A 26511-nucleotide genomic window follows, 5' to 3' on the forward strand; every position below is an offset into this window, starting at 1 on the left:
AATAGGATCAAAATGAAGGACTGGCAAAGGAGGAATTGCTATGAAGTGTTCCTTAAGAAGGTGGCAAATGAGCGATGCGCAAGATTTAGCCCATGCGTTAAATAATCAATCCATCCACGATTATTTACGGGAGGGGTTGCCATTCCCGTATACGGTCGCAGATGCACAAGCCTATATTCGATCTGTGGAAGAAGCAGAATTTGCCTTTGCAATCACTGTGGATGACCGAGCAGTCGGCAGTATCCGTGCTGTTCGCAAAGAAAATATCCATTATAGAACGGCTGAGATTGGCTACTCTATTGCACAAGAGTACTGGGGAAAAGGTTTGATGACACAAGCCGTTCAACAACTATGTGACTATATATTTACTACTTCAACTATCGTTCGTATTTCTGCTGAATCTTTTGCGAAGAATCATTCCTCTTGTCGTGTGTTGGAAAAGGCAGGTTTTACATTAGAAGGCGTTTTGCGAAAGCATGCGGAGAAAAACCATCAGCTGTTAGATATGAAACTCTATGCGTTGATTCGTCAAGAGGAAGACGGGCAGGATGACAACAATAAAAAAGGAGAAACCTATGAATGAACTGCAAAAGTTACCAAATGTAGGCCAAGTTTTAGCGGATCACCTGGTTCGTATCGGCATCAGTACCCCTGAACAATTGCGCACAAAAACGGCCGAAGCCATTTTTGTGACGATCCGCCAACAATGTGATGCGGGCGCTTGCCTCCATATGCTCTATGGTATTGAAGGGGCGATCCAAGGCATTCCCAAAGCCCAACTTGCAAGTCAGAGAAAGCAAGAATTGCGCCTTTTTTTCAATCAATTGAGCTAGTGAAGTAATGCGTCATAAAAAAGCACTTTTTAAGAGCGTTTGTTTTTAGATACTTCTTATCAAGTGCTTTTTCTATAGACATCTGTCCCTAGCTACTAGAAAAGACCTTTTGCTTGTCCCAAACTAGCTTCCTCATTATACTTACTCTATCTAGTAAATTAGTAATTTACTAAACAAGGAGTGAGAACAATGAAAATACCAGAAAACTTGAAACATAAGCCCGTCATTAAAGTGGAAGACTATGATACTGTTGACGGAAAAAATGCGTTACATACGGATGCAAAAGGCCTTTCCCTCGGATTGGCACAATGGAACGACCGGGGAAAAGTCGATATCTCAGGCAAGGTTTGGCGCCACACAGGTGAAAAATGGTCTCGTCAGTCAGAAGAACTACCGCTCACTAGAATCTTAGATCTAGCAATCTTAGTGGCGCAATCCAGTTTGTATTTTCAAGAGGCTTATCGCCATGAAAAGTTTTACGATCCTGAAAATCCGTTGATCGAGATCATTGGCTTACAAGGAAATCGTATGACCGTTGAAGTAGACACCGAAAATCCTAAGATCGATGAAGACATTCTACTTTTTTATGATTCCTTGCAAAAAGATGGCGAACTTTATGGTGAACGCTTCAAAATCCTAAAACGGCTTTTGGATGAGCTAGGTTATTAAGAAAAGGAGCAGATTACCATGACACAAATTCAACCGTCTTTTGTCGTAACGAAAGGACGCGCTTTTAGCAAATTAGAACAAACAATGATTTGGAAGAAACCACAAAGTCATCAGACCAGTGCCGAAGAACTGCGAATCGCTTCAGAGATCGCGTTGAACTGGACGGATCCAGAAATGAAGATCTTCAATGTGTTGTTGGAAGGCGATGCTGGTTCCGGCAAGACCCAGTTGGCAAAGGCACTTTCTGCCGACCTGCAACTGCCCTACACCAAAATCACCTGCTTTGCGGATATGGATAAGTCAGATGTGTTTGGTGCTTTATTACCAGTGATCAACACCGACCAAGAAGAGGACAAGGACTTGCTGGATGCGATTTATCAAAGTGATTGTTTTGAAGATGTTTTGGGGTTGATCCAGCGGCATTTTTCCCTGACTCGTGAGCGGGCACGGGCGAAATTTGCAGAACTGATCGAACGAATCGAAACCAGTGATCAACAACCTACGATTCAATACAAATTTTATCCCTCCGAAATCGTACGGGCGCTGGAAAAAGGCTACTTGCTTGAGATTCAAGAGCCAACGGTCATTCGTGATGCTTCGGTACTAGTGGCACTAAACTCGGCCCTTGAACAAAATGGAATGCTGAATATCCCGACTGGCTTCGTCCGACGACACCCTGACTGTGTGGTGATCATCACAACGAATCGGAATTACCAAGGCAACCGCCCCTTGAACGAATCCTTGCGAGACCGGATGCAGCATGCTGAAAAAATGGATTTACCTGAGCTGGCAGTCATGGTGCAGCGAGGCATTGCCAAAACCAATTATCCGGACAAAACGACTGCGGAGAAAATGGCTGAGATCATACGCTTGCTAGACGTGACCGCCAAAGCCAACGCCATCAAAGGAGTGGCGGGCATGCGTTCCTATTTTTATTGGCTAAATGCAGTCAAGCAAGGACAAGATCCCTTTACAGCAATTGATAGCAAAGTGCTCTACAAAATCACCACCGATCCGAATGAGCTTTCTCTTTTACAACAGGCGCTAGAAGCTTCAGGGTTATTGGCGCAATTGCGGCTTTTGTTTTCTGGACAACCGCTAAATGCCTTTAAAGAACAAATCAAAGGACGCCGAATCAGCAGCGAAGAGGCGGACCAGCGCAATGTAGTGGAAGAAGGCACGCCCGTCCTAAAAAATGAGCAAGTCCTTGAGACCGCCAATCAAGAAACTGAGGCGGAAACGATGGAAACCAGTGATTCTGACAAACAAGAAGCGAAAAGCGCAGCAACTGAGGCGACGTTTTCAGAAGAACTAGAACGCAATAGTCATGATGGCCAAGCAAAAGCTGGGAGTGAGGCACAAGAGGCAGCTCCTGCTGCTCATTCTTTGTCGATCGAAGCGTATGAAGCCCAGGAGAAAGAAAAGAAAACTACGGCATCAAAGGCAGCACGACAAGCATTGAAAGAATCAATCCATGCCAAAGAAGGGCTGATCGTTCATCGACCACCCGTCGATTTAGAAAAAGCGACTGAAGCCCAACAGCGTTTGCAGCCGTTGCTGCCGATCGTAGAGTCATTGATCAAGCAAACCCAAGAAGTATTGGAAAATGAACAAGCTTCGGCATACAGTAAAGGTAAGTACAGCGGCACACGCTTTGATGCCAGCAAGGTTGCGTATCAAGATTTCCGGACCTTTGACAAGAAGAATCTACCTCATGAACAGCCTTCCTTAGCTCTTGCTTTGCGCATCGATGAATCGGGTTCGATGATTCGAGAAGATCGGATATTGTATGCGCAACAGGCGGTCTTAGCGGTGAATGCTTTTGCCGAACGTTTATCTTTGCCATTGATGATCTATGGCGATACAGCGGACGTGACCGCTCGTGAAAAAACCTCGCTTTTTGCTTACAAAGAATTTAATGAAGGCTTTGAATTTTTGCCAGAGAAACTCATGACAATGAAGCCTCGGCAAAATAACCGTGATGGGGCTGTCTTGCGCGTGCTAGCTGAAAAGCTCGCTCATCAGCCGGCAACCACTAAATTACTCTTGAATATCAGTGATGGCCAGCCAAAAGCTCTTCCTGATTATACAGGGGTAAAAGCCAAAGAAGATATTCAGCAGGTGATCGCTGACTATGAACGACAAGGGGTGCTGTTTCTGGCAGCTGCCATTGGCCAAGACAAAGAGGTGATCAAAGCGATTTATGGGGAAGAACGCTTTATTGATCTTTCCAATCTAACAGAATTTCCGCAGCGCTTGTTGCAGCTGCTGACAAGGTATTTGTAAACGTTGATAGCTAAAGGGAAAAGAGTGTGGGCTACGTGCCGCACTCTTTTTTGATCATAATTATATTATGTAAACAAGAAGATGTTTGTCTAAATTTGAAAAGTTCTGTAAAATAGACGCCAAAAGGAGGGCTATCATGAACAAATGGCGGTACTTCTACTATCCTTGCCAATTCGGCTGGCACGCAGCACTTCGTAGGCGCAGTTTGCTGATGAGTGGTGTATTGGCGATTCTTCTACTGATCATCGCCATCTTTGCAGAGAATTGGCTAGTTTTTTTCATCAATGGCTGCACTACGAAACAAATAGTGGTGAGAATCAGATGGATCTCACATATGCCAGTTGGCTTTTCTTTTTGCAATTGCTGCGCTTCGTACTTAGCATTCTAGCTATAGGATTGATCGCCGCCTTTTTATGGCACTGCAATCACATGTATCGTTTTCATTTGATGGGGGAGGAGCAGCAATCCCTGAGTATTCGGTTGTTGTTAGGACAGTCTCCGTTGGTGGTCACCTTAGAAGAGCTTTTCTTTGTAGGCATTCAAAGCATTGTTATTGGTTTGATAGGGCTTGTCAGCGGTTTGTGGCTTAGTCAAAAAGCACTGCAGGATTTTTTTCATTTCTTTCATCTTCCCGCAGGCTTTACTTTTGAATTTCCCTTTAAAGGTCTATTAATCACGCAACTTGGTGTGCTCTTGCTGCTTTTTTTGTTACGATTCCGCGGTACAAAGAGGACGGTTGAAGAGATTCTCGGTAACGGATGCCCGAATGAGTGAGGGGATGATAGGTTGCTTTTATTTCCCTCTTTTAAAATGCGAACATATGTTTTATAATGGGTGAAACAAGATAAAGGTCGTGAATTTGTGAAGACATCCTTAACTTTAGAAATGGAAGAGGCACTTTATTATTATTGTCGTGAAAACAGTGATATTGTGGTAGAAGAGGTAGTCATGCCAGATGATCACGGCATCGTGGATACTTTGAGTTGTCGCTTGACGACTGAAAATACCTTTGAATGGCGTTGCTACGAACTCAAAGTTAGTTTGGCAGATTTTCGCTCAAAAGCAAAACTATCCTTTATTGGGAATTATAATTATTTTGTCTTACCCAAGTCATTGTATGAAAAAGTCAAAGATCAGATTGCACCTACAATTGGTGTTTTGGTCTATCATGCATTTCTTGAAAAAGAAACGGGCAGCAAAGGGTATTTTAGTGTCGAAAAGAAACCCCAACGGCAAGAGCTGCAGGTTCCAGAAAATGGCTTATTGTTTCGGTTGATTTCGGCACAAGCGAGAGAAGTCGGCAAAGCAAAACAGACTGCTCGAGGATTGCGGGTATTTTCAACAGAACGTTTGTACCAAGAACTGAAGAAACGCCAGCCTGAGTATGACTTGTTCGGTGGTGGAGTCAATTACTATGATCGATTTATTGAAGATACTCAGCTGCAAGCGATCGAAGCCTTGAAAGAAGAATTGGCCGCTACGAGAGCAGCCTATGAAGCGCTGGAAAAACGTTTTTTATCAGGCGAGTAAGAAGGAGAGAAGAAGATGTACTTCCCGTATATTCGTGGAAAACAATTTGATTTATTGGCGTTGAAAGCACTGTTGGAACAAGATCGCTTGTCAGAAGCGATCCAGCCGATCATTGAACCGGTCAAGCAATCAAAAACGTTTTGGACGACCATTGACCTGTTTCAAAGGAAGCAGCATCCTTTTTATCTTGTTCGCAATCCACAGGCTGGGGCTTTTCTGACTGCAGAGGGGTTAGCAGAGTTGCAAAATGTTGCTACCCCTAAAGCAATGATCGTAGATCGACCCATTGAAACAGTGGAAGAAACGCCTGATCTTTGGATCGTTCATCAAGCGGACCAAGCACTCGCTAGTGATTGGCGGGAAAATACACTGCCGGTGCTGGTAGGCAAAGAGTTTCGTTTGTTAAATAAAATCAACGGCCCGAAACTACTGATGGAAGATCCGTTTACCCGTTTACCTAAAAATAGTTTTTATACAGAATGTCCGGACGAAGGGTTTTCAAAAACCCATCATCTTTATCAAAAATTGGGTTATGCTGGGTTTAGTGATTTTTCTGTCGATAGCAAAATTTATTATGAGCACAGTTATCCCTCAAAGCGGTTGGTTTTGCATTGGATCTATCCGACAACTGAGCAAGATTTGCGAATCGTTCACTTATTTTCTGAGGAAGAATTACCAAATCAGAAAGAAAAGTTTTTCGAAGTCATGGAAGCTTTGTTACAGCATGAAGAAGAGTATCCTACACAAACAGCTGGGCTGCAGCTATTAATTGCTGCCTATCAGCAAAGGTCGTTTCCAGGTATGGGCGTTATTCGGAAAGCTGCGGTTATGAATCACTTAGAACTCGTCAGTCGTCTTATTTAGTCTCTATACGTATACGATGGTAAGCTCTAACAAAATACTGCCATTTATTGTACAAAACACCTTGATTGCACCCATTGTTTTCAGGATAGTGATAAAATCAGGGAAAAGGAGTTGGCGCTCGTGGGAACAAAAGATAGAGAATATTATCGAAATGAAGGAAAAGAATTTGAAAAAAATAAGAAAAACCTGCTTATTCAACGTTTAAATCAACTAATCGTTGTCTTGGTCATTCTGATCATTGTCTTTTCGGCGATCCTGTATTACATAGTTTGAAACTTTCCGTAGCTGTCATTGCTTTATTGGCAGCAATAAAACGAAACTTGTACTTAGATGACTGTGAACCCTTGATTAGGACTCTCTATGGGAATCGGATCCGTTTAGGTGAAAACTGAACGCAACTCAACTTTTGTTGTTTATCGTTGCTGGTTTGCCTGTGATCAAGATTCCCATTAGACTATTTAGTTAGCACAAATTTGGCTGGGTTATGTACGAATCATTGCTGATAAAATCGTGAACAGCGATTCATTAAGCACTGAGTGATTCATTGAGATTGGCCAGCAGTTGCAAGCAATGCTTGAATTCAAAGATTCAAGGATCAACAAGATCAAATACAGACAAAGGTACAGATATAATTTGTCAATTGATTTTCTTGTCAGTCGTAAAATAAACAAAAATCTTAAACTATCGCTTAAATAACCGTTTTTTTGGATTATGCTGCTATTTAGGTTAATTTGAAGGAAATAATCCTAAATAAGAGGGAGGAGAGCCGTAAAATTATCCGCTAAATACGGTGTTCGAAAAATTTTATATTTTAGTTTACATAATATATATTATACAAAGTTACATTCAAAAAAGGGTTCGTGCCATTCTAAATAGTTCAAAACAATTTTGTATCATTTTACCTCCCTCCGAATGACTTTTATCAGTAGATTGTCGCTAATGCACCTAAAATTCAATTAAAACTAAGAATTTCTTGTTTTACATGTTCTTCAGATTCTTTTTTTGATTTGCTGATTAACAGATTGATAACTGTCTGGTAGCAAGTACTTGCGGATTCGTCGTCCTACTTTCTTTATCTCAGCAAATACAGATTCAAGCTATCAGCCTTAGCCTTGATTTACGAACCAATCGGTTTGATTGTATGCTATAATCATTTTGAAAATCTTTGAGCTTTTTTCTCGAACTTTATTCATATATAGCCAATCCGTTTCAAAGTTCTAACACTAGTGCTTAGATGTTGCAAATGCTAACAAATACCCGTTACATGATTCTATAAAAAAGAACCCTAAAATCAGGTAGATAACTTAGGATATTTCGTTGGCAAGTAAAATCAAACCAGCAGCTATCCAGAAGCTTATTTTTCCATTTCGTTGACTGGTGAACGGACTTTGCTTCAAATTGCCACTAGTCAGGATGAAATACATAATCATGCTGAATGATATGAGCAAAATAATTTCTACCCCTAAGCCTAACCATAATCGCTCATTGTTTATTATTGTCATTTTATCACCTCAACTCATTTTAGGCAGACTACTGATTTGCCTAGTCTGCAGCTTGTTTTTCCATTTGTGTAATTAATACCCGATAAAAGCAATTTCATAAGTATGGCTGACAATTCCTAAAAAGGAGAATAAAAATGAAAACGAATAATCAATTAAAGCTAGCCTTTTTACCAAAGCTATGGGCGTCACTCCTCTACTTACTTTTCGTGTTCACAGCCCTTTTCCTCTATTTATCAAAGTACTTGGACATTTCTTTCTTTACTTCGAGGTATGCTGACTTTTATCTTCATATCTCCAATTTTTCGATTAGTTTGATTATTGGCTTACTGGGGTACTTTTGGCTTCTCGTAGGTGCGCCATTTAAAGCCGTCACGCTATTGACCCTGCTCTTACTCATTGCCAATCTATTGAGCGAGACTGTCTTTGGCTTTATGAACACCCCTGATCGAATCGATTTACTTTTTGGTATTGCAGGAACGCTCATCGCATATTTTACTTTGGCAATGATCAAAAGACACGGTTTAGTCAAGAATCAATCGTTTTGATTTAAACAGTCATGACTTCTCCTTATATGATCCCCTCGTTACTTAGGTCTAACCTATTTTTTTGGGAAAAGAAACACCTTGCTGCAGTTATTTAGCCGCAAAAAAGCACTCAATAAAGGGAGTGCTTTTTTGCGTTTCCATTGGCGATACTTTCGTATGGCTAGTCACTTGGCAGCCAATACAATGGACTTAGCTGTAGATTTTCCCAATACGGGTTGTGAAAACCTATCAAATAGTGCAAAGCTAAATACCCGAAAATCATAAAGCCAAATGACAAAGTCACGATCCGTCCCCAACGTGGTATTTCTTTGATAAATAAACCTAGCATACATATCAATAAGGGAAACGAATAATTAAACAGTAAATTACTTCTAATATTTTGGTTCAGAGGATCCTTCATTATTTTGTCATTTAAGCCCCAACTTATGCCGACGATCACAAACATAAGCGCCAGAATAGTCAATCGTTTGCGATCAAAAAGCCACTGTTCTTTATCTTTCCTACTTGCAAAGTAGATCGTAAGCAGGACCACGATTAATCCAGACATACTATTCTCCTTTTTCGCCAGCTATTTTCCAAAGCGTTCATCGTCGCTTCAGGATAAATTATAACAGATATAGTGCAAAAAAACGATACCCACCACTAGCCCCTTGTTTGATGCCCTTTTTAGATGTTTCATAGAAGAATCAGAAATTTAAAAATCTGTTCGCTTTACAAAAGAGAACGTATGTTTGTATTATATAGATAAGAGGTGATTGCTATGGGTATGCTACAACCATATGAAGATCGAAAAAAGCTAAAGTGGCAAGGATTCTTTTTATCTGAGCATACAACTGAAATTGAAGAGGAACCGACACGTAAGTTTGATTGTCCACCTAAGCCGTCACTCACAATGGAAGAAATCAATCAGTGTTTATTTGAAGCCATGAAAAAGAACCTAACTGTGGCGATCCAACGAGAAGAAGTTAATGAAGAAGGCGGCTATCCTCCAGATATTATCGGGAAAATCAGCGGTTATGACCCATTAGGTATTTATTTGACGGGAGAAACAACGGAAAAAATCCATTATGATGAGATTCGTCACGTTGCTTTTTATGAAGAGAAAAAATGGTTTGATCTCAACGAATGATCCGCTTTTTACTACTTACTAAAGGAGGAATACCTGATGGAAACACAAAAAGGATCTGTCTCAAAAATAAGAATCGTCTCCTTTGCCCCCTCCCCTTTGGTCCGCTTTACACTAGGTACCACCAACTGTTTGATTGCGAAACACAGTTTGAATTTTTTAGGGGATGTTGATGACGGTATGTTTCTAACCGTGGGCGGCTATTGGAATAAGCGCCGTCAATTCGTGGTGCAAAAGTATACGGTGTACGGCAAAACGAAAATCATGTTGGATATCGATGCCTATCGACAAAAAACAGTAAAGGCGGGTTCATTATGAGAGCAAGAGACCTCTTGACAGCACTGACAACGTCGTCGAGTGCAGCAGATTACCAAGGAATTTATTTAACTTACAAAGAAAACCTGATTCCTTTTACGACGATCGCCCAAGATAGCCATAACCAATTGATTTTATTTTTTGAACCAAAAAAACCCGCTCTGACGCTGAAAGAATTATATACACAGCTAATGCTGCATAAGAATTTGGACTTACTCTATTGGGATGGCGAGTCACGTCAAAAAGTTCTAGGGTTTCGTGAACAAGAAGAAAAGATCATTCTTTAGTCCCCTCGCCTATTTTTGGCACACAACAAGTGTCGAAAATCTCGGCAAAACGAAGAAAATAAAGTATACTTTGTGTAAAGACTAAAGGAGTATATCATGAAAAATCAAAAGATCACCCAAATGAGTTTCGCGAAAGTCTATCCCCTATATATTGCCAAAGCAGAGCGGAAAAATCGAACAAAAGAAGAAGTGGATCAGATTATTACCTGGCTGACCGGTTATGACCAAGAAACGCTGCAACAGATGAATGAAGAGCTTTCTTTTGAACGTTTTTTTAGTCAAGCCCCTCAGCTCAATCCCGCACGAAAGCAGATCACTGGTGTCATTTGCGGCATTCGGGTAGAAGAGATCGAAGAGCCAATGGTCCAAGAAATTCGTTATCTAGATAAACTGATCGATGAACTGGCGAAAGGAAAAGCCATGACGAAAATTCTGCGCTCTGCTGAATGAGGCGATTTTTTTCGAGTTGCTATTTAAGAATCAACGCTTTATACTTGAAATACCTTGGCAGGGGCAAATCATTGCTCAAAACACAGTGGGAAAACACCCCACTGTGTTTTTTTATACTGACTTTCTTGACGGTAGCTTTCAACCAGACAGGCGTTCTTAGCTTAGTTCAACCATTTAGCATGTAGTGCCCAGTGGAATTGGCCGACTTTTCGTGAAAACACAAGGACATTGTCTACGTCCCTCTTCTTTACTCAACAAGACTCTCTTAACACGTACAAAAAAGCACTCCTCTTAAAGAAAGGAGTGCTAACTTTTACTTTTTCAATTCTTTGATCTGTTCTTTTCGCTTCAAATACGCCAGTTCTTTTTCCATTTTACGATAGCGGGCGAAAGCTTCTTCTGAAAGTTCACCGGCAGCAATGGCCGCTTTGACCGCGCATTTCGGTTCTGTTTCATGACGACAGTCTCTGAAAAAACAACCTTCAGCATACTGGCTGATCGCTTCAAAGGATTGGTCGATCGAAGCTGACCGGACGGTACTGATGCCAACTTCCCGCATGCCAGGAGTATCAATGATCATTGCGCCAGAGGACAGAGTGAACAACTGGCGACTCGTCGTCGTGTGTCGTCCTCGACTATCCTCTCGTATGTCATTGGTTTTTTGAACGTCTTGCGCCATAAGCTGATTTAATAAGCTGGACTTTCCGACCCCAGATGAACCGATAAATGCGCTGATCTGTCCGTCAGAAAAATACGTTTCCATCAGCAATTCGTTTGGTTCAAAAATGGACGTAGCAAATGTTTTCACACCAAATGCATCGTTTAATGCTTGCAGCAGCTCTGCTTTTTTATCAGCAGTAACTTGATCGGCTTTGGTCAAGAGAATCACCGGATTAGCCCCACTGTCCCAAGCGATCGTTACAAAGCGCTCTAACCGAGCCAAATTGAATTCTTCATTGGCACTAGTTGCAATAAAAACTGTGTCGATGTTCGCCGCAATGCCTTGCTCGTCCGTGCGATTTCCAGCTACTTTTCGTTGTAAAAAACTTTTTCGTGGCAGCAAAGCATCAATCAAGAAATGATCTTGATCGTACACCTGTCCTTGTACAAAATCACCAACGATCGGATAATCCTTTGGCGCTAGTGCCTGTTGGCGAAATTTTCCTGAAACCGTTGCTAAACATTCTTCTCCTGTGGTCAAGCGGACTTTTGCAATATCTTTGGCCTGAAAGACCACAATTCCTTGTTTTTCCATGATTTCCCTCCAGTTAGTTAGGAGGCCGCACTTAAAAAGAGAAACCTCCGAGTTGATGTTGCTTCATTTGATTTGTCATAAGACATTTCCCCTTTCTATGTTGTGCTCATCATGTGATGTCGCTTTATTATACCACCGGAACGGACAGTATGCTAAAGCAAATGACCCAAAAGAACATTTACTGAAACGAAGTAGATAAACAAGCCGGCGATATCTTTGATCGATGTGATGATCGGTGCCGAACCGGCTGCTTGGTCGATGTTTAGTTTAATCAGTACAAACGGGACTAAGAAGCCAAGTGCTGCGGCTAAGGTCATGGCAAAAACTAACGAAATACCAACAGCCACACCTAACATCGGGATTCCTTGCCAAAGTGATGCAGCAGCCCCAGAGATGACCCCTACGATCAAACCTAGACTTAAGCCGATCCAAACTTCTTTAAAGAAATGGCGAGTGAAGGTCGAAAGATCAATATGCCCTAATGACATCCCGCGAACAAAAACAGTTGAGGACTGTGTACCAACGTTTCCACCCATATCCATGATCAAAGGGATAAAAATCGCAACGGCTGCCACCGATTCCAATGTTTGTTCAAATTCATCAATGACTACCCCAGCTAAAAGACCGGCAACCAAAGTGATCACTAGGAACGGCAATCGGACTTTCCAAATTTGCCAAAGGGTGCCGTTGATCAGAACGTTACTACGGTCTGCTTCATTAGAAGCAACATCGACTAAACCAGCGGCATTAAACATGTCTTCTGTCGTTTCTTGCTCGATGACATCGATGGCGTCATCGACAGTGATGATCCCAACGATTCGCGATTCCTTGTCTACGACTGGTAGCGCAATGATATCTAGTTCATTTAGCAAACGTGCCGCTTCTTCCTGGTCCGTATCCGTGGTAACATAAATAACTTTTTGGGACATGATTTCACTGATGAGTTGATCCCCTTGCGCCATTAAGAGATCTTTCAGCGACAAAACACCTTCTAATGTTTTCGTTTGATCAGTAACATAAAGCGTATAAATCGTTTCTTTTTCTTTGGCTTGCATTCGCACTTTTTCTAACGCTTGATTGACCGTCATATTTTTTTTCAATGTGATGAATTCCGGTGTCATCAAACGTCCAGCAGTCTCAGCCTCATACCCTAATAAGAGGTTTGTTGCAGCACGTTCATCCGGTGCCATTGATTGTAAAAGTTTTTGTGTTACGGTCGCTGGCAACTCATCCAAGAGTCTTACTCGGACATCTGGTGCCATTTCGTTCACAAACTCGGTTGCCCGTTCATCGGTGAAAGAGCGTAATAAGTGTTGTTGTGTAGCTGGTGTCAAATCTTCAAACAGGATAAGTGCTTTATCTTTTGGTAATAGTCGGAAAACGATCACTTTTTCATCCGCGGATAAATTGCTGAACAATTGTAACAGCGGCAGCTCTTCCATTCCTGATACGAGTTCTTTTAATTTTTCAGAGTCTTTCTGATTTAAATAATGTAAGATGGTTTCTTGCTGGTTCATGGGATACACTCCTTCTCCTGTAATTTTGCTCAAAGAAAGAAAGGAAATCGTTCAGAAAATTATCCAGATTTCTTTCGTTTGAAGGTTGCGTGCTATACAGCTGAAATTTCGTTCCGCAGCTGGAGATGCCTGTTATTAAAACAAGCATCAAAGGGAAATAGCAACAACTTTATTCATTATATCACATAGTTTTTTTAAAACATGAAAAATTTGACTTGCAAATAAAAAAAACCATTCAGGCATGTTCCCTTGGTAAAGAAAGTGGGTTAAGAACATTTGAGATCAAAAAGCAAAAGAAACCTGAAAGTTCTGTAAAACGCTCCATGCAAATGGTATGATGAATGGGTTGCAGTTTTTTTACTCCCCGTTTATGCTAACTATACATCAATGAAAAGAGAGGCAAAAAAAGATGGCAAAGAAAAAAACATTTATCGGATCGGTCACTGCGCTTCTCGCACTCGCAGCAGTCGGATTTAGTTTCCTACACAGTAATGATCTATTCCCAAATCACAAAACACCATCATCAGAAGTGGCAGTCACTTCTGCTAAGGATATTCGTGCAGATGAGCTGGCACAGTTAACTTACCAAGGCACCCAAACGATTGAAGTCAATCAGAACATTCCTGAGTTTTCAGAAGATGATCTTTCCCTTGAAAATGGCGCCTGGGAAGCATACGGCGACCTCGATCACCTCAATCGTGCGACCTCTGCTGAAGCAATGTTGAATCAATCCTTGATGCCCACGGAAAAGCGTGGCGATATTTCCAGTGTGAAACCGACAGGTTGGCGTAATAAACAGCTCCCCAATGGGAAATATTTATATAATCGAACCCACTTGATTGGCTTTGCTTTAGCTGGCGAAAATGCAAACTGGAAGAATCTGATCACAGGGACAAGTCAGTTGAACAATCCCGAGATGTTGCGCTTAGAAATGGATATCAACTATTATCTCAAGCAAGATAAAAATCATTATGTCCGATATTCCGTCACCCCGATCTATCGCGATGACGAGCTGGTTGCCCGTGGGGTACAGATGCAAGCCAAATCTATTGGCGAGGATACGATCCAATTCAACTATTATATCTTCAACATCCAAGATGGTGTCACAATCAACTATGCGGATGGTAGCAGCGAGATTTCCAACGAAGATATGACGCAGCCGAAGAATGCTACAAGTAGTGAAAACAACACGACAACAGCCACTTCTCAAAGCAGTGAAACAGAGGAAAAACAGAAAGAATATGTCGATCAACAAGGAAACGGTTTGATCAAAGGATCAAGAAGCGGCATCTATCATTTGCCCGGATCTAAATACTACGAGGATACTACCAACCCGAAAGAATGGTTCAAAACCATCGCTGAAGCGGAAGCTGCCGGCTACCGTGCACCAAAATAAAAAAGCCTTAGGCTTTTTTATTTTTGTTTTATTTATTCTTCGTTGGCTTGTGCTTGTCGCAACACTTTGACATAGGCCTTCCCTTCGTCTGTAAAACGAACCGAACGTGACTTAAAGCGATAAGCTCGGTAAATCAGGCCTCTTTTTTCAAGACGCAATAAATGACGATAAACCAAAGAAGTTGTTTTTATCTCTTCATTGGCACAGATTTCTCGTATGGTAGGTGCGCAACCTTGAGCTTGCATATATTCGTCAATAAAAAGTAAGATTCGATCTTTTCTCGGCATAATTCCTCCTTTCCGCAAAACAGTCTTCACTGCTGCAAATTCGTAAAAACCGATAAGCTACTGCCTCGTCAGCTTTTTGTCCAATTAATACACTGAAAATCTATTGTTCCTCTCTCTTTTCCCATTCTTCCAACGAGTTAAAGTTCCTTTTAAACGCTGGAATTTTCCTCTTAACGAGAAAAACATCGGCAAGCAGCGCTCTTTGTTATTGATTTTATCAAATTTAACAGCAAAAGATAGTAAATTTGAAAATTATTTTCCTTTTTATTGACATAAAAATAAATAAAGGTATTATTTTTTCTTGGAATTTGTTATTCTAAATTTAAGTAAAGGAGGATTTTATGTTAGGGATCGGCTTATTTTTTGTAGGAATTACTTTGATAATCAACGGCTGGGGAAGTTTACTTCACATTGACTATCGTTCACTTGCTCTAATTAATCTTTTTACAGGTTCGTTATCTTTCATTATCAATCTAATCTATATGCTCCAAGGTGCTTATTATGAAGCAGGCACAGGCTTTCTCTTTGCCTTCACGTATTTACTAGTAGGAATTATTTATCTCTTTGGTTTGGATCTACGGATTTATGGAATTTTTGCGCTATTCGTAGCCATCAATACCTTGCCTTTTGCCTGGGTCTCTTGGCAATGGGAGCAAGATCCCCTTTTTGCACTGATTTGGTTAACATGGGGAGCGTTATGGTTTTGCGGCTTTTTGGATACGATCGTGAAGGTAAACTTTGGTCGTAAGATTCATTATTTTGCGATCGCTTGCGGTATCTTCACTACGTGGGTCCCAGGTTTGCTGATGCTATTAGATCTCTATTAAAAAAAGAGTGATTATCTCAATGATAATCACTATTGTTTATTTCTAAAAAGTGTTCAATCTCCTGCATCGCTTTCTGAGGACCATTTGTCGGGAAATGCTTCTTTAGCTGGCAGGCTTGTTGTCGGATTTTCGGTAAACAAACCTCAGTCAGGGCAACTTCTAGCTTTTTCACAGTTACTGGTTTTGTTAGTGCAATTGCATTGCCATACGCCATGCAGTACTGAATATTGCAGCTTTGCTCATAGTGCATCCCGATTCCGATAAACGGCTTCCCAGAGGCACAAGCTGTTTGAACAGTCCCTTCCCCACCATGGATAAAAGAAAAATCGATATGCTCATGCAATAGATGACTTGGCAGATATTCGGTCAGGAACAAATTCTTTGAGACGTTGTGTTTCCCCTTGAGTAGATGCGTAACCGGAGCAATGATCGCTAGTTCCGAACGGTTTTGTAAGAAAGCTAAGATTTTTCGCACCATGCGCGGATTCCCCGAACTGCCCATTGCAAAATAAACGATTCGTTTTCTTTCCCGCCGCTTTTGTTCAATAAAAGTCAACACTTCTTCTGGCAAGGACGCCCCCATCTTGGCAAAAATCGGCCCCACGATTCGATAATTATCTGGCAGCAGCTCTTTTGTTATAAAGCGTTCAGGAGTGGTGATGAGATTTAAATCAGCGTCCATCATTCGTAAGCTCGTTTCAGGCATAAAAAGTTTTTCTGTTTGAGCAGCGTGTTTGAATGCTCGGGGCATCCAGCGGGATTTTACCAATTGTTTTCTTATCCAATACCAAAGTGGTTTCCTTAGCGGTCCGAAGAAACGCAAACTAGAAGGGATAAATGCGCTATCTGATCGAAAAAAGGGATCGCTCATCGCATAGGGTTTTACGTAGACTAAGGGAATCTGTTTGCTGCGAGCAGATAGAAAGATCGTGACATTCGATCCAGTTACAATGACCTGAGGAGCAAGTTTATCGATCAGCTTTTGTTCGCTCAGAATACGCGCGGCAACCATCTCTTTGGTGAAGGGATTTTTGATTGAGCGTAGTTGATCTAATTTTATGATCTGTTCCTCTTGTTTTTCTGTCAGAGTCGGCGTCAGCAAATGGTACGTAAAGCCACTTTCAGTGATAAGTGAAGCAAAGGTTTTTGAAAAACCAAAGAACTCGCAGTGGTGATTTCCTTGCATTTGTTTAGCGACTTCGATCATCCTTGTCGTTTCAGCCAAGTTGAATACCGCAGGCGCAAAAAGAATCGTTGGCATGAAATCCTCCTTATGTATCGAGTCCATCCACTCGTTTCTTTCAAGTATACTAAAAGTAGGCACATGTAGGAGAAGTTTTTTTGCAGATCTTCTCGTTCATCTTTTTACATTATTTAATTAAAAATTTGCTATAATAAAGAAAACCTTTCAAGGAGTAAACCAATGCGAAAAAAAATATCTTCCTTGCGGCTTAGTACATTATCAAGCGGGCTCATTCTCTTTGCTTTCTTTTTCTTGATTCAACAATTTTGGGAAATGGTTGTTTCTGACTTTGCACTTTTGCCTTCGCTGGCATTCATCCAAATTCTCTTGATGATCCTTTCAACCTTTCTCATTAGCAAGTTTGTTAAAAAACGCTCGTGGCGGCAAGTGCTTTTTGGCAGCTACCTATTCATCATCGGCTCGCTATTTTCTTTCTGGCTAGCAAATAATCCATTGGAGCTGCAAGCAGTCATTCTTTATATGATAGGCGCTTTTTTTGGCGGCATTCTTTGGGAATATTTGGCCCAGCGCTTGGCAACAGATCTTCTGGCCAAAGAACATGAACCTCGTTAACAGAGGTTTTTTCTTTTTCTGATAGAAAAGGCAAACATTCTTCGTATATAGTGTGAAGGGGTGAAAAAGGTGCAGGATGAAGAAATCATTGAACGAATCAAAAAGAAAGACTATGCCGGCTTAGAAGAACTGTTAGCTGTTTATGGTGATAGCATGCTGAGGACGATTCATAGTGTCCTCTCCCAACCGCATGAAGTGAGCGAGCGCCAAGATGTAGCGAACAAAGTGTTTTACGAGGTTTGGCAAAAGATTGCTGCGTACCAACCAGAAAGAAGCCGCTTGATTACTTGGCTGCTTTTGATCAGTCGTAGTCGTGCGATTGACCACAAGCGGAAGTTGAACAAGCGCTCACTAGAAGAAAAACCTGTTGATGAGCAGGAACTAGCTATTGAAGAATCACCTTTGACAAAGGAAAACTTTTTGTGTTTTATTGAAGACCTTGAAGCCCTCGATCAAAGGATCTTTCTGCTCTACTATTTTTACCAAGAGTCACCCGAAACCATCGCAGAGCAGACGGACTTAAATGTCTCAGCAATCTACAATCGTCTTTCCCGTGGCCGCAAACGCTTAAAAGAAAGGATGACTATCGATGGATTTTAAACAGTTAGTCTTAAATGAAAACAGTTCACTGACAAAAATATCTGAACAAGTAAAAGCAACAACTTTCGAGCTATCCAAACAATATGTTTTCTTGCAAGATCTATTAGAGGAGCTTCAGACGCTTTTAGCAAAAGACGAAACGATTCTTGGCTATCTGCCTTTGACGCCAGATGGAAACCTCGCCTTCGCCAATCAAGGACTTGGCGCCTATGCCTATGCAACAACCGAGAAAGCAAAAGCATACCGTGACATCTTTCATGATACCCGCGGCAATCGTTTGTTAGTTTTCACAGAAACCCGAATGCTTTTTCTGGTCATCATCGACTATTTAGAAAGTAACACCTATTTCAATTACCCCTATGAGACCATCAAGGCGTTCACGATCAAGCCAAGAAAGCTGATGAAGCACGAATCACCAGAGGATAAAGAACAATTCCATTGGGGCTATTTCGACTTTCAGGCAGGGACGCACATTTTCTCAGAAGTACTGACGAAAAAAGACTACGAATTATTTACGTCCTATCACGAATCGATCCCTGCACTCAAGAAAATTCCGATTCAAAACAAAGTTTACCGAGCAGCGAAATATCAGTATTTCCTGAGTAATTGGCATTTCAGTTTTCGCTTGATGACCGCTTTCAACCTGCTTTTCCTGCTGCTGTTTGTATTAATGATTCTCGGATTTTTCTTACACATTGGTCCACTAAAAGGATTTTATTATAAGGATCTGTTGGACATTGGTATAGTCATTTCCCTTTTTTATAGTAAGAACATCTTGCCATAAAAAAGGATTGCTGCTCCTTCCTAGGCATTTCTTTGGTATCAATTGAATAAAGCACCAGATTTTCTACAAAAGAGTACCCCTTGCAGGATTCAAGTCAAAATGAATGCTGCAAGAGGTATTTTTTGTCTCGGACTATTGGGATATTCCTAACCGTTCGTTTTTTCATTTCCTTTTGAAATTCTCAGATTTCTTGTGAACTTTTCAGAAGACTCCACTCATAATTTCATACATGCCTAATGGGATTATTTTTTCATTCACGCTTGCTTTTTAGGAAGAAACGTTATGATGATTTTACTTGCTAGGAGGTGTGAAAAATCGAACTTATCGGACATTTGGTCTTTTGGATCCCGTTTTGTCTTTTTCTAGTGATTGGATCGTTTTTCATACAATGGCGGAAACGTTTCGTTTCAACCCTTATTGCAGCGATCCCGTTTCTCTTTTTTATGGTAAAAATATTCAATTATCGGCATTATGAGCCAGATTCTGTTTTCATCATCTATTTGGTCGGACTCTTCTTGTCAGCGATCTTACTGATTGCAGCTGTCCGCCGGCTGTCAAAAAAAGCCTAAACCTAGGGTTACTAGAAAACAAAGACATGGCTTAAATGAAACCCAGCCTAACTTTAAGGTTCATTTAAGGTTCACGGACTATAGTCAATACGGACATAATAATTTAGAGCCTGTGCTAGCGGAAACTAGCGCAGGCTTGTTTGATTATTTATAGAAAATAGGACAAATCGCTAGCAGGTGTTGGGTAGGCAAAAATCATTTGGGCCAGCGCTTCTTTCGATAGCTGATTCTCCAACACAAAAACGAAGTGGTTGATCAACTCATCGGCCAATGCAGAAACAATCGTGACAGCAACGATGGTATCAGATGTGTCATAAACCAATTTGATTTTTGCATCTTGATCATTGATTCGTCGATAGGTATACCAAGAAGAAAGATCCATCACCTCGCTATGATATTCTGAGGCATTATCGGCAATCTCTTGCTCACTGATCCCGACTCTTGCCAGTTTTTCCGCACCAAAAACCAGCGTAGGGATCAGCGGATAGCGGATGGGTGTTTTCTGATCATCTATATGCTCGACAAGATAGGCGGCTTCAAAGCTGGCAACAGGCGTCAGTTTGGGCTGCTTTTTCGCTAGCACATCCCCGATTGCATAGATGTGTCTTTGACTAGTCTGCAAAAACTCATTTACTACGATCCCTTGTTTTGACGTTTCTACCCCTGCCTTTTCCAGTTGCAGCTGATCGCTATTGGGTCTGCGTCCCGTGGCACCAATCACTGCTTCTACGGTGAGAGACAATGCTTGTGTCTGGATCGTATAGTGGTTTTGTTCTTTCGTGATTCGCCGCGTGTTCTGATTAAAGTGGAACGAAACGCCTTGGTCCTGCATTGAACGAACCATTTCTGCGGTCAATTCAGCATCAAATCCTTTTAGCGGCTGGTCATTATGATGGATCACATGAACTTCAGCACCTGCTGCTTGAGCGATCATCGCCAATTCGAAGGTAATATACCCAGCACCTATGAAAGCAATCGTTGCTGGCATCTTTTCAAAGGAAAGAAAATCAGTACTGCTTTGTAAATGCTCCTTGCCGACGATGGGCAGTACGGCTGGACGCTGTCCTGTCGCAATAATTATTTTTTCTGCTTGAATCTCTTCTGCGTCCACGACGACCGTATGGGCATCACGAAAAGCGGCTTGTCCGTAGTAAGTAGTTATCCCTTCTGCTAGTAACCCTTGTTTGGTTGACTCTGGCACCCGATCGGTATACGAGCGCTTAAACGCCATCAGTGCCGGCCAATCAATGGCTACCTGTCCTTGAACACCATTGCCTTGCATACGTTTCGCCTCTGTTTTGACTTCTACGCCTCGCATCAGTAGTTTTTTCGGATCGCACCCGCGATTGGGACAAGTGCCACCCCATAAATCGGCTTCAACGATCGCGACTGTCTTACCTTTGGCTTTTAACCCGTAGGCAGCAGCCGTTCCAGCTGGACCCGCTCCGATAATCAGTACATCCACCTTTTTCATCTGTCTCCTCCTTCTCCTAAAAAAATATTCCTGCGCTTTCTCTTCCCTTCCAGTATAGCGAATCACGGTCAGCCAACAAAATAATTCGCCTTTTGCGGCTCCTGCGAATGATCACAATCAGACCTTGAAGTTGCGTTTGATGTGGTATACTTTTCTTGTCAGTTTAACGACAAAGGAGAATGAATGACTGTGAGTTTTAAACGTTTTTTTCAGCTCTTTCTTTTTTATTTTCTCTCGATTCTGGTGGCATATGGCCTGATTGCATTTCTAGCAGTAGATAACTTTTGGCTGGTGGTCTGTTTGATGACGATTGTCGGCTACCTCACCTTGGGTATCCCACTAACCTTATTGAGTTTAAAAAAGAAAAAATAAGACAACAGACAAAGACACCAGCAACTTTTCTAAGAAGCTGGTGTCTTTCCTCATTGATGCGATTATCCTAATACGATCTGGGCATCTGCCAATGCTTTTTCCACGACTTCCATCACCAGCTTGCTATGGGCAAGGCGTTCCTTGACAAAGGCCTGATCATTTTCGTGAATGGCTTGTGCAAAGCGGACAAATTCTTCAAACATACGATGTCCGTGAACGCTGCGATCCTGATGGCTTTTTGCCCCATGAACCGGTTCAACGTCATAACTGGCAAGCATATTCGTCGGCCCATTGACGATGATCGATCCTTTCGTCCCTTGGATCGTTGAACGAATCGTCGCTGTCGAATCTTTGGCGCCGATACAAACGACTTTTGTTTGTTCATAGTCTAAAAACAGCATGCCAGAAGTATCGATCCCCTGTTCGACATTAGCAAAATAGCGGACACTTTTTGGTTTTCCTAAAAGCCCGACGACAAAATGAATATTATAGATATTGATATCCATCAATGCCCCACCACCCATTTTCGGGTTAAATGCAGGTAAAACGGTTCCCTCTTTGAATAAATCATAACGAGAAGAATACTGCGAATAGTTGCATTCAATCACTTTCAGCTCTCCCAATGTTTCAAGCTGCGCTTTTATTCCTTGATAGTTGGCTAAGTACTGATTTGTGATGGCTTCGATCAAAAGCACCTTGTGGGCAGCAGCCAATTCTGCTAATTCTACTAATTCTCGTGTCTGCAACGTAAATGGCTTTTCACAAATGACGTGTTTGCCAGCGAGGATTGCTTCTTTGGCAAAGGAATAATGCAAATGATTGGGCAGTGCGACATACACGGTATCAACGGATGGATCCGCCAAACATGCCCCTAACTCTGTGTAGACGGTTTGAATCTTGTATTGCTGTTTTAAGTGATTCATTTTTTCTAAATCATTTTCTGTCCCAAAAATAGCGGACAGTTCAAGCTGCGGGACATCCCCTGCCACCGTCAAAAAATCATGGACGATCATGCCTGCCCCTAAAATCGCTAAGTTCATCTTGCTTCCCCTTTTCTATCTTCTTAAATCATTTGTTTCAATACTTCGGTGATCACTTTATGATCCTCTAAATGGGCCAAACCTGACACACAGATAGCACCAGTGACTTTCCTGTCTTCGATAATTGGAAAACCACCACCACAAATTGCATAATGTTCGTCTTGTGCCCATTTAGCAAATTGTATATCTCTATCTTTTTGCGCATAGACGTATAGTGAACTATGCCCGCTTTCTAGTACCGTTCGTTCTTTTCTTTCAAGCCAAGGGCTTTCTTTTCGCCCTGCCATTAAAAATCGAATGATCGGCAAGCTCTGATGAACAACTTTGATCCCTACCGGCTTCGGGTAGTTCCTTTTAACGTACTGATCGATGGCAATAACCAACCGCAATGCGAGGTCATTGTCAAAATGAGCAAACTGCAGCTGCTGTTCTTCTTGCAGGATTTCTGAAGGTTCGATTCGGATCTACTCCTTTACGTTGAGTCAGTTGATGCCTTCAGGCGCTTTGTTTGTCAAAAGCCCCATAATCACCCTGCCTTATGACTCAGTAATCACTTGATTGATGCCTGTTTCTAGCATTTCGATTTGTAAAATCGTTTCTTCGTCTTTCACGATTTTCTCTTTGCCATGGATGATCGTTTCATAGACGCCCTCATACACACGGCTATAATCACCAATTTCAGAGATGACTTTTTCTTCATGGTAGTTCCCGTTAGCATCCATATAAGTTAGTGTGCCATAGTGCTCTGGCAAATCGATCCCAAAATCGGCATGATCTGGGAGATAAAACTGTTTTAGATGCTCTTCTTGTCGATCCTTGGTTTGTTTTACAAAAACGCCGTTTTCGCCATAAACGACAAAACTAGGCCGCTCTTTTAATCGGAAGTAACTAGATTTGACTGAGACTTTCATTCGACCATAAAACAGATCCAAATCGAAGTAATCATTCATGCGATTTTTTCCAAGCAATTGCCGAACCTCATAATGGACATCGTCTGGTTGCCCAAAATAGGAGATCACTTGGTCCAGTGTATGACAAGCGTGTCCGTACAAGTAGCTAGTATTCAATGAAAATTCGGTCACTGACCGTGGAACCTCTGGACGAAAATAATCATAATGCATCTCTACTTCTAAGAGATCTCCGAGCACGCCGCTTTCGATCACTTTTTGCGTAGTCAAAAAATCGGAATCAAAGCGGCGATTTTGATAGCATTGCACAAATAAGCCTTTCTCTTGCGCCAGTGCGAACAATTCCTTTGCTTGTGCCGAAGTTTCCGTAAAAGGTTTTTCGATCAAGACATTTTTCCCATGGAGCAAGACATCCTTGCCTAATTCATAATGCAAATGACTGGGGGTCGTGACCACAACTAATTGAATTTCAGGATCACGGTAGATATCCTCTAAGTCAGAGGTGTAATGAACGCCTTCTAGTGTTGGCCAGGTCAGCTTGCCGCTTGGTGAATAGATCGTCTTTACTTTGATCTTATCCTGCAGCTTGGTTGAAAAAGGCAGATGGTAGCGATTGGTGCTTTTTCCGTTTCCGAGATATGCGATAGTTAACATTATGACGCCTCCTATGAATTGATAGCTTGATTATTGCTGATATCCTTCGAAATGAGAAGTCTTTTGCCAAAAACAGGTTCTTTTGACCAGACTTTTTCGCAAACTGCTCAGTGGTTCTGAACATTTTTACCAAATTGCCAAAAAGGTACAGTTTTTGCTTTTGGTTTTCTTTGTCCTAGGCTATGATTAGAAAGAGGTGGTTTGATGTTATTAAGAGATAAATTACGGCTTCAAGAAGGATTGACCAATACGGAAAAACGGATTGCCGATTATATTTTGCAAAATATCAATGATGTGCCTTCGTTGACGATTGAAGTCATCGCTAAGCATACATACACATCCCACTCTTCCGTCATTCGTCTAGCCAAAAAGATGGGGTATGAAGGATTTAAAAGTTTTCGCTTAGGTCTGGCTGAAATTGCCCATAATCAGATGTTCAACCCAACCTTTGTTGACGCGAATTTTCCCTTTTCGCCTAAGGATCAAACACCTGACATTTTGAAAAAAATGGCCGATCTAACGATCAACTCGATCCACAAAACCCATGCTCAGGTCGCTCCAGAAATGATGGAAGCAGTGGTGCAATCGTTGGAAGCTGCGCAACGGATTTTCTTATTTGCTCGCGGCGATTCTCAGATCCGGGCAAGAAGTTTTCAAAATAAGTTGGTCAAAATCAATAAGTATCTGATCGTTGCTGATGAATATGGGGATGATGCGTGGAATGCATCGAACGTCACGCAAAATGATTGTGCCGTGTTTATTACCTACCGTGGGAAAAATACGCAATACGAAAAAATCATGCAGCACTTTCGTGATGTCGGGGTACCAGTGATCGTGATTTCTGGAAACGCCCATGCGAAAATCATCCCATTAGCGACCCATGCGATCATCGCTTCTCATGATGAACGTGATTTTCTCAAAGTCGGCACCTTTTCTTCACAGGTCGCCTTTGAGTATATTTTAGATTCACTGTTTGCATTGCTGTATGCCAAAGAATACCAAAAAAATATTGTCGAGTTAAGAAAAAAACAAACTGTTTTGGAATCAGGGATTCTCTCAGAATACCCGTCAACTGAAGAAAAGAGGGAAATGAAATGATCAATTGGGGAATTATTGGTGCCGGAAATATCGCCAATCGCTTTGCTGCAAGTTTAGAAAATTTTCAAGACGCCCAGCTTTATGGGGTTGCTTGTCGTACGATGGAAAAAGCGCAAGCGTTTCAAGCAAAATTTCCGTGTGATGCCGTCTTTGATGACTACCAAAACCTATTAGATGATCCAACTATCGATGTCGTTTATATTGCTTTGCCACATTTGTATCACTATGAATGGATCATCAAAGCCTTTCAAGCGAAAAAAGCTGTTTTATGTGAAAAACCAGCAACCTTGACTGCACAAGAAATGCGCGATGTACAAGAACAAGCTCAAGCACACGAAGTCTTCTTTATGGAAGCCATGAAGCCACGCTTCACCCCAGCGTATCGCAAACTAAAAGAACTTGTGGATGGTGGTCATATCGGTGAGCTAACAAGTGTCACGACTACTTTTCGCCGCCATTTACCAGTCGAAGGCAGTTCTTACCATTATCTGCCAAAACAAGGGGGTGCTTTACTGGATATGGGGATCTATAACTTAGCCTTTATCCAAGATTTTTCACCAGAAAATTTAACTGCCGAAATGATCGATTACAGCCTGTATGAAACTGGGGTTGATATCTATGTTGAAGCACGCTTTGTCAGTGAAGACTTTGTTGCAGTGATTGAGACTGGATTTGACCAAACAAAAGAGACGGTGGCGGAGTTACAAGGAACAAAAGGGAAAATCACGATCCCCAACTTCCATCGCCCCGCTTCTTTTACCGTGACGATTGACCAAGAAGACACGGTCTATGATATTGGGTACGAGATCGATGATTTCCATTCGGAGATTCAAGCAGTTCATACCGCTCTTGCACAAGGACAACTCGAAAATCCCCTGATGTCCTTAACGGATAGTATTGCCTGTATCGCTTTAGCTGATGAACTAAGAAGCTTACTAGATGCGGAAAAAAAAGACAATTAAGATCATGCCCCATCGTTTTTGAATAGAACTGACCAGTGGTTGCCACTCGGTCAGTTTTTTTGTCAAAAATTGAGCGCTTTCTTTGACGCTATTGAAATGGTTATATTATATTTATTGAGTATATTTTTATACAAATAAAAAAAGAAAGGAAAACGCTTATGACTCCAGAAATTATAACGTATCTTATTTGTTTATTGACCTTCGCTTATCTAGCTGTGACGGTTTTTACTTTTGTAAAAAATCGTCGGACAGGTGACGGCTATCGCCTCCGTATTTTTTACGTGTTGGCAGCAGCACTCGTCTTTTTGCTTTCCGTTTATGCAATCGCTACCGGTCAAACCTATGACGACTTAGTGACATCGATAAATGATCTTTTTCAATAAAACAACGACGGCACGAACCCCTGCGGATCTCTTCGTTTGTGAACCTGTGGTTGAGGGAAGGATCAAAACAGAAACGAGCCAATGAAAGACTGCTAATCGATGGCTTTTCCATCAGGATCTGCTAAGCCGAATCAATGTCTTTCAATAAATGATGTCTGATTT

Annotated in this window: 32 protein-coding genes; 23 read left to right on the forward strand and 9 right to left on the reverse strand. The window is 41.5% G+C overall.

Annotation, left to right across the window (positions count from 1 at the left end; translation table 11 throughout):
* The first annotated feature begins 40 nt into the window (after positions 1–40).
* The 9 genes from IGJ74_RS09620 (at position 41) to IGJ74_RS09660 (ending at position 8229) form a co-directional block, all read left to right on the forward strand.
* Positions 41–583, forward strand: a complete 543-nt coding sequence (locus tag IGJ74_RS09620) for a GNAT family N-acetyltransferase (protein WP_005235945.1) — start codon at positions 41–43, stop codon at positions 581–583.
* Positions 576–833, forward strand: a complete 258-nt coding sequence (locus IGJ74_RS09625; protein WP_005235943.1) for a TfoX/Sxy family DNA transformation protein — start codon at positions 576–578, stop codon at positions 831–833. Before IGJ74_RS09620 ends, IGJ74_RS09625 begins: the two co-directional genes overlap by 8 nt.
* A gap of 189 nt (positions 834–1022) precedes the next feature.
* Positions 1023–1502: a DUF6530 family protein gene (locus IGJ74_RS09630; RefSeq protein ID WP_005235941.1), complete on the forward strand. Its 480-nt coding sequence runs from the start codon at positions 1023–1025 to the stop codon at positions 1500–1502.
* Between the two features lie 18 nt (positions 1503–1520).
* The gene (locus tag IGJ74_RS09635; RefSeq protein WP_430608386.1) at positions 1521–3788 is read left to right on the forward strand and encodes an AAA family ATPase; all 2268 of its coding nucleotides are present in this window, start codon (positions 1521–1523) and stop codon (positions 3786–3788) included.
* Positions 3789–4109: 321 nt separating this feature from the next.
* On the forward strand, positions 4110–4562 hold the full coding sequence (locus IGJ74_RS09640) for a hypothetical protein (RefSeq protein ID WP_242691943.1): 453 nt from the start codon (positions 4110–4112) through the stop codon (positions 4560–4562).
* An 87-nt stretch (positions 4563–4649) separates the two neighbouring features.
* The gene (locus IGJ74_RS09645) at positions 4650–5318 is read left to right on the forward strand and encodes a hypothetical protein (RefSeq protein ID WP_008379910.1); all 669 of its coding nucleotides are present in this window, start codon (positions 4650–4652) and stop codon (positions 5316–5318) included.
* Between the two features lie 15 nt (positions 5319–5333).
* Entirely contained in the window at positions 5334–6182 is an 849-nt protein-coding gene (locus tag IGJ74_RS09650; RefSeq protein WP_005235936.1) for a sce7725 family protein, read from the forward strand.
* 120 nt (positions 6183–6302) lie between these two features.
* On the forward strand, positions 6303–6455 hold the full coding sequence (locus IGJ74_RS09655) for a hypothetical protein (protein WP_170927527.1): 153 nt from the start codon (positions 6303–6305) through the stop codon (positions 6453–6455).
* Positions 6456–7818: 1363 nt separating this feature from the next.
* Entirely contained in the window at positions 7819–8229 is a 411-nt protein-coding gene (locus IGJ74_RS09660) for a hypothetical protein (RefSeq protein WP_016620133.1), read from the forward strand.
* 160 nt (positions 8230–8389) lie between these two features.
* Here IGJ74_RS09660 and IGJ74_RS09665 read toward each other — a convergent pair whose 3' ends face one another.
* A complete protein-coding gene (locus IGJ74_RS09665) occupies positions 8390–8776 on the reverse strand; it encodes a hypothetical protein (RefSeq protein ID WP_016620132.1) in 387 nt (128 codons plus the stop codon).
* Positions 8777–8989: 213 nt separating this feature from the next.
* On the opposite strand from IGJ74_RS09665, the gene IGJ74_RS09670 reads away from it, so the two are divergent.
* The 4 genes from IGJ74_RS09670 (at position 8990) to IGJ74_RS09685 (ending at position 10407) form a co-directional block, all read left to right on the forward strand.
* Positions 8990–9358 (forward strand): hypothetical protein, encoded by a 369-nt coding sequence (locus IGJ74_RS09670; RefSeq protein WP_218193048.1) that lies wholly within the window; start codon positions 8990–8992, stop codon positions 9356–9358.
* A gap of 36 nt (positions 9359–9394) precedes the next feature.
* Positions 9395–9673: a hypothetical protein gene (locus tag IGJ74_RS09675; RefSeq protein ID WP_016611786.1), complete on the forward strand. Its 279-nt coding sequence runs from the start codon at positions 9395–9397 to the stop codon at positions 9671–9673.
* Complete coding sequence (locus tag IGJ74_RS09680; protein ID WP_005226077.1) at positions 9670–9957, forward strand: hypothetical protein; 288 nt, start codon at positions 9670–9672, stop codon at positions 9955–9957. The genes IGJ74_RS09675 and IGJ74_RS09680 overlap by 4 nt, the downstream gene beginning before the upstream one ends.
* 96 nt (positions 9958–10053) lie before the next feature.
* Positions 10054–10407 carry a DUF2200 domain-containing protein gene (locus IGJ74_RS09685; RefSeq protein WP_005235929.1) on the forward strand — a complete coding sequence of 118 codons (354 nt, stop codon included), beginning with the start codon at positions 10054–10056 and terminating at the stop codon, positions 10405–10407.
* Between the two features lie 313 nt (positions 10408–10720).
* Here IGJ74_RS09685 and rsgA read toward each other — a convergent pair whose 3' ends face one another.
* Complete coding sequence (gene rsgA / locus IGJ74_RS09690; protein ID WP_016611787.1) at positions 10721–11662, reverse strand: ribosome small subunit-dependent GTPase A; 942 nt, start codon at positions 11660–11662, stop codon at positions 10721–10723.
* A gap of 152 nt (positions 11663–11814) precedes the next feature.
* A complete protein-coding gene (gene mgtE, locus IGJ74_RS09695) occupies positions 11815–13179 on the reverse strand; it encodes a magnesium transporter (protein ID WP_016611788.1) in 1365 nt (454 codons plus the stop codon).
* 409 nt (positions 13180–13588) lie between these two features.
* Between mgtE and IGJ74_RS09700 the strand changes: the two genes are divergently transcribed.
* A complete protein-coding gene (locus tag IGJ74_RS09700; RefSeq protein ID WP_218193049.1) occupies positions 13589–14575 on the forward strand; it encodes a DNA/RNA non-specific endonuclease in 987 nt (328 codons plus the stop codon).
* Between the two features lie 32 nt (positions 14576–14607).
* Here the strand turns inward: IGJ74_RS09700 and IGJ74_RS09705 are convergent, their stop codons facing one another.
* On the reverse strand, positions 14608–14862 hold the full coding sequence (locus IGJ74_RS09705; RefSeq protein WP_016620130.1) for a LexA family protein: 255 nt from the start codon (positions 14860–14862) through the stop codon (positions 14608–14610).
* A gap of 341 nt (positions 14863–15203) precedes the next feature.
* Here IGJ74_RS09705 and IGJ74_RS09710 point away from each other — a divergent pair, with 341 nt between their 5' ends.
* The gene (locus tag IGJ74_RS09710) at positions 15204–15689 is read left to right on the forward strand and encodes an AmiS/UreI family transporter (protein WP_005235922.1); all 486 of its coding nucleotides are present in this window, start codon (positions 15204–15206) and stop codon (positions 15687–15689) included.
* A 16-nt stretch (positions 15690–15705) separates the two neighbouring features.
* Here IGJ74_RS09710 and IGJ74_RS09715 read toward each other — a convergent pair whose 3' ends face one another.
* A complete protein-coding gene (locus IGJ74_RS09715; protein ID WP_218193050.1) occupies positions 15706–16950 on the reverse strand; it encodes a glycosyl transferase in 1245 nt (414 codons plus the stop codon).
* A gap of 162 nt (positions 16951–17112) precedes the next feature.
* Between IGJ74_RS09715 and IGJ74_RS09720 the strand changes: the two genes are divergently transcribed.
* The 4 genes from IGJ74_RS09720 (at position 17113) to IGJ74_RS09735 (ending at position 19364) form a co-directional block, all read left to right on the forward strand.
* Positions 17113–17505, forward strand: a complete 393-nt coding sequence (locus tag IGJ74_RS09720; protein WP_010748336.1) for a hypothetical protein — start codon at positions 17113–17115, stop codon at positions 17503–17505.
* 60 nt (positions 17506–17565) lie between these two features.
* Positions 17566–18105: a sigma-70 family RNA polymerase sigma factor gene (locus IGJ74_RS09725; RefSeq protein WP_218193051.1), complete on the forward strand. Its 540-nt coding sequence runs from the start codon at positions 17566–17568 to the stop codon at positions 18103–18105.
* Positions 18095–18889 (forward strand): hypothetical protein, encoded by a 795-nt coding sequence (locus IGJ74_RS09730; protein WP_218193052.1) that lies wholly within the window; start codon positions 18095–18097, stop codon positions 18887–18889. The genes IGJ74_RS09725 and IGJ74_RS09730 overlap by 11 nt, the downstream gene beginning before the upstream one ends.
* A gap of 307 nt (positions 18890–19196) precedes the next feature.
* Positions 19197–19364 (forward strand): hypothetical protein, encoded by a 168-nt coding sequence (locus IGJ74_RS09735; RefSeq protein WP_005235914.1) that lies wholly within the window; start codon positions 19197–19199, stop codon positions 19362–19364.
* A gap of 242 nt (positions 19365–19606) precedes the next feature.
* Here IGJ74_RS09735 and IGJ74_RS09740 read toward each other — a convergent pair whose 3' ends face one another.
* A complete protein-coding gene (locus IGJ74_RS09740) occupies positions 19607–20932 on the reverse strand; it encodes a dihydrolipoyl dehydrogenase family protein (protein ID WP_218193053.1) in 1326 nt (441 codons plus the stop codon).
* A 183-nt stretch (positions 20933–21115) separates the two neighbouring features.
* Between IGJ74_RS09740 and IGJ74_RS09745 the strand changes: the two genes are divergently transcribed.
* Positions 21116–21304, forward strand: coding sequence for a hypothetical protein (locus IGJ74_RS09745; RefSeq protein ID WP_005226063.1), 189 nt, complete (start codon positions 21116–21118; stop codon positions 21302–21304).
* Positions 21305–21366: 62 nt separating this feature from the next.
* Here the strand turns inward: IGJ74_RS09745 and IGJ74_RS09750 are convergent, their stop codons facing one another.
* The 3 genes from IGJ74_RS09750 to IGJ74_RS09760 all read right to left on the reverse strand — a co-directional run bounded on the left by IGJ74_RS09750 (position 21367) and on the right by IGJ74_RS09760 (position 23906).
* Positions 21367–22344 carry a Gfo/Idh/MocA family protein gene (locus tag IGJ74_RS09750; protein WP_015509684.1) on the reverse strand — a complete coding sequence of 326 codons (978 nt, stop codon included), beginning with the start codon at positions 22342–22344 and terminating at the stop codon, positions 21367–21369.
* Positions 22345–22367: 23 nt separating this feature from the next.
* Positions 22368–22808, reverse strand: a complete 441-nt coding sequence (locus IGJ74_RS09755) for a heme-binding protein (protein ID WP_308169224.1) — start codon at positions 22806–22808, stop codon at positions 22368–22370.
* Positions 22809–22880: 72 nt separating this feature from the next.
* A complete protein-coding gene (locus IGJ74_RS09760) occupies positions 22881–23906 on the reverse strand; it encodes a Gfo/Idh/MocA family oxidoreductase (protein ID WP_121261368.1) in 1026 nt (341 codons plus the stop codon).
* Between the two features lie 204 nt (positions 23907–24110).
* On the opposite strand from IGJ74_RS09760, the gene IGJ74_RS09765 reads away from it, so the two are divergent.
* The 3 genes from IGJ74_RS09765 (at position 24111) to IGJ74_RS09775 (ending at position 26349) form a co-directional block, all read left to right on the forward strand.
* Positions 24111–25004, forward strand: a complete 894-nt coding sequence (locus IGJ74_RS09765; protein ID WP_218193054.1) for a MurR/RpiR family transcriptional regulator — start codon at positions 24111–24113, stop codon at positions 25002–25004.
* On the forward strand, positions 25001–25966 hold the full coding sequence (locus IGJ74_RS09770) for a Gfo/Idh/MocA family protein (RefSeq protein WP_218193055.1): 966 nt from the start codon (positions 25001–25003) through the stop codon (positions 25964–25966). The genes IGJ74_RS09765 and IGJ74_RS09770 overlap by 4 nt, the downstream gene beginning before the upstream one ends.
* Positions 25967–26124: 158 nt before the next feature.
* Positions 26125–26349 carry a hypothetical protein gene (locus IGJ74_RS09775; protein ID WP_005226057.1) on the forward strand — a complete coding sequence of 75 codons (225 nt, stop codon included), beginning with the start codon at positions 26125–26127 and terminating at the stop codon, positions 26347–26349.
* The last annotated feature ends 162 nt before the right edge of the window (positions 26350–26511 follow it).

Origin of the sequence: Enterococcus sp. AZ009 (assembly GCF_050548785.1) — a bacterium.
Lineage (GTDB): Bacteria > Bacillota > Bacilli > Lactobacillales > Enterococcaceae > Enterococcus_D > Enterococcus_D entomosocium.

Bases quoted from the DNA above. Each gene is read 5' to 3' on its own strand.
- IGJ74_RS09620 (WP_005235945.1), top strand. From the start codon at position 41: ATGAAGTGTTCCTTAAGAAGGTGGCAAATGAGCGATGCGCAAGATTTA.
- IGJ74_RS09625 (WP_005235943.1), top strand. From the start codon at position 576: ATGAATGAACTGCAAAAGTTACCAAATGTAGGCCAAGTTTTAGCGGAT.
- IGJ74_RS09630 (WP_005235941.1), top strand. From the start codon at position 1,023: ATGAAAATACCAGAAAACTTGAAACATAAGCCCGTCATTAAAGTGGAA.
- IGJ74_RS09635 (WP_430608386.1), top strand. From the start codon at position 1,521: ATGACACAAATTCAACCGTCTTTTGTCGTAACGAAAGGACGCGCTTTT.
- IGJ74_RS09640 (WP_242691943.1), top strand. From the start codon at position 4,110: ATGGATCTCACATATGCCAGTTGGCTTTTCTTTTTGCAATTGCTGCGC.
- IGJ74_RS09650 (WP_005235936.1), top strand. From the start codon at position 5,334: ATGTACTTCCCGTATATTCGTGGAAAACAATTTGATTTATTGGCGTTG.
- IGJ74_RS09660 (WP_016620133.1), top strand. From the start codon at position 7,819: ATGAAAACGAATAATCAATTAAAGCTAGCCTTTTTACCAAAGCTATGG.
- IGJ74_RS09665 (WP_016620132.1), bottom strand. From the start codon at position 8,776: ATGTCTGGATTAATCGTGGTCCTGCTTACGATCTACTTTGCAAGTAGG.
- IGJ74_RS09670 (WP_218193048.1), top strand. From the start codon at position 8,990: ATGGGTATGCTACAACCATATGAAGATCGAAAAAAGCTAAAGTGGCAA.
- IGJ74_RS09675 (WP_016611786.1), top strand. From the start codon at position 9,395: ATGGAAACACAAAAAGGATCTGTCTCAAAAATAAGAATCGTCTCCTTT.
- IGJ74_RS09680 (WP_005226077.1), top strand. From the start codon at position 9,670: ATGAGAGCAAGAGACCTCTTGACAGCACTGACAACGTCGTCGAGTGCA.
- IGJ74_RS09685 (WP_005235929.1), top strand. From the start codon at position 10,054: ATGAAAAATCAAAAGATCACCCAAATGAGTTTCGCGAAAGTCTATCCC.
- rsgA (WP_016611787.1), bottom strand. From the start codon at position 11,662: ATGGAAAAACAAGGAATTGTGGTCTTTCAGGCCAAAGATATTGCAAAA.
- mgtE (WP_016611788.1), bottom strand. From the start codon at position 13,179: ATGAACCAGCAAGAAACCATCTTACATTATTTAAATCAGAAAGACTCT.
- IGJ74_RS09700 (WP_218193049.1), top strand. From the start codon at position 13,589: ATGGCAAAGAAAAAAACATTTATCGGATCGGTCACTGCGCTTCTCGCA.
- IGJ74_RS09705 (WP_016620130.1), bottom strand. From the start codon at position 14,862: ATGCCGAGAAAAGATCGAATCTTACTTTTTATTGACGAATATATGCAA.
- IGJ74_RS09710 (WP_005235922.1), top strand. From the start codon at position 15,204: ATGTTAGGGATCGGCTTATTTTTTGTAGGAATTACTTTGATAATCAAC.
- IGJ74_RS09715 (WP_218193050.1), bottom strand. From the start codon at position 16,950: ATGCCAACGATTCTTTTTGCGCCTGCGGTATTCAACTTGGCTGAAACG.
- IGJ74_RS09720 (WP_010748336.1), top strand. From the start codon at position 17,113: ATGCGAAAAAAAATATCTTCCTTGCGGCTTAGTACATTATCAAGCGGG.
- IGJ74_RS09730 (WP_218193052.1), top strand. From the start codon at position 18,095: ATGGATTTTAAACAGTTAGTCTTAAATGAAAACAGTTCACTGACAAAA.
- IGJ74_RS09740 (WP_218193053.1), bottom strand. From the start codon at position 20,932: ATGAAAAAGGTGGATGTACTGATTATCGGAGCGGGTCCAGCTGGAACG.
- IGJ74_RS09745 (WP_005226063.1), top strand. From the start codon at position 21,116: ATGACTGTGAGTTTTAAACGTTTTTTTCAGCTCTTTCTTTTTTATTTT.
- IGJ74_RS09750 (WP_015509684.1), bottom strand. From the start codon at position 22,344: ATGAACTTAGCGATTTTAGGGGCAGGCATGATCGTCCATGATTTTTTG.
- IGJ74_RS09760 (WP_121261368.1), bottom strand. From the start codon at position 23,906: ATGTTAACTATCGCATATCTCGGAAACGGAAAAAGCACCAATCGCTAC.
- IGJ74_RS09765 (WP_218193054.1), top strand. From the start codon at position 24,111: ATGTTATTAAGAGATAAATTACGGCTTCAAGAAGGATTGACCAATACG.
- IGJ74_RS09770 (WP_218193055.1), top strand. From the start codon at position 25,001: ATGATCAATTGGGGAATTATTGGTGCCGGAAATATCGCCAATCGCTTT.
- IGJ74_RS09775 (WP_005226057.1), top strand. From the start codon at position 26,125: ATGACTCCAGAAATTATAACGTATCTTATTTGTTTATTGACCTTCGCT.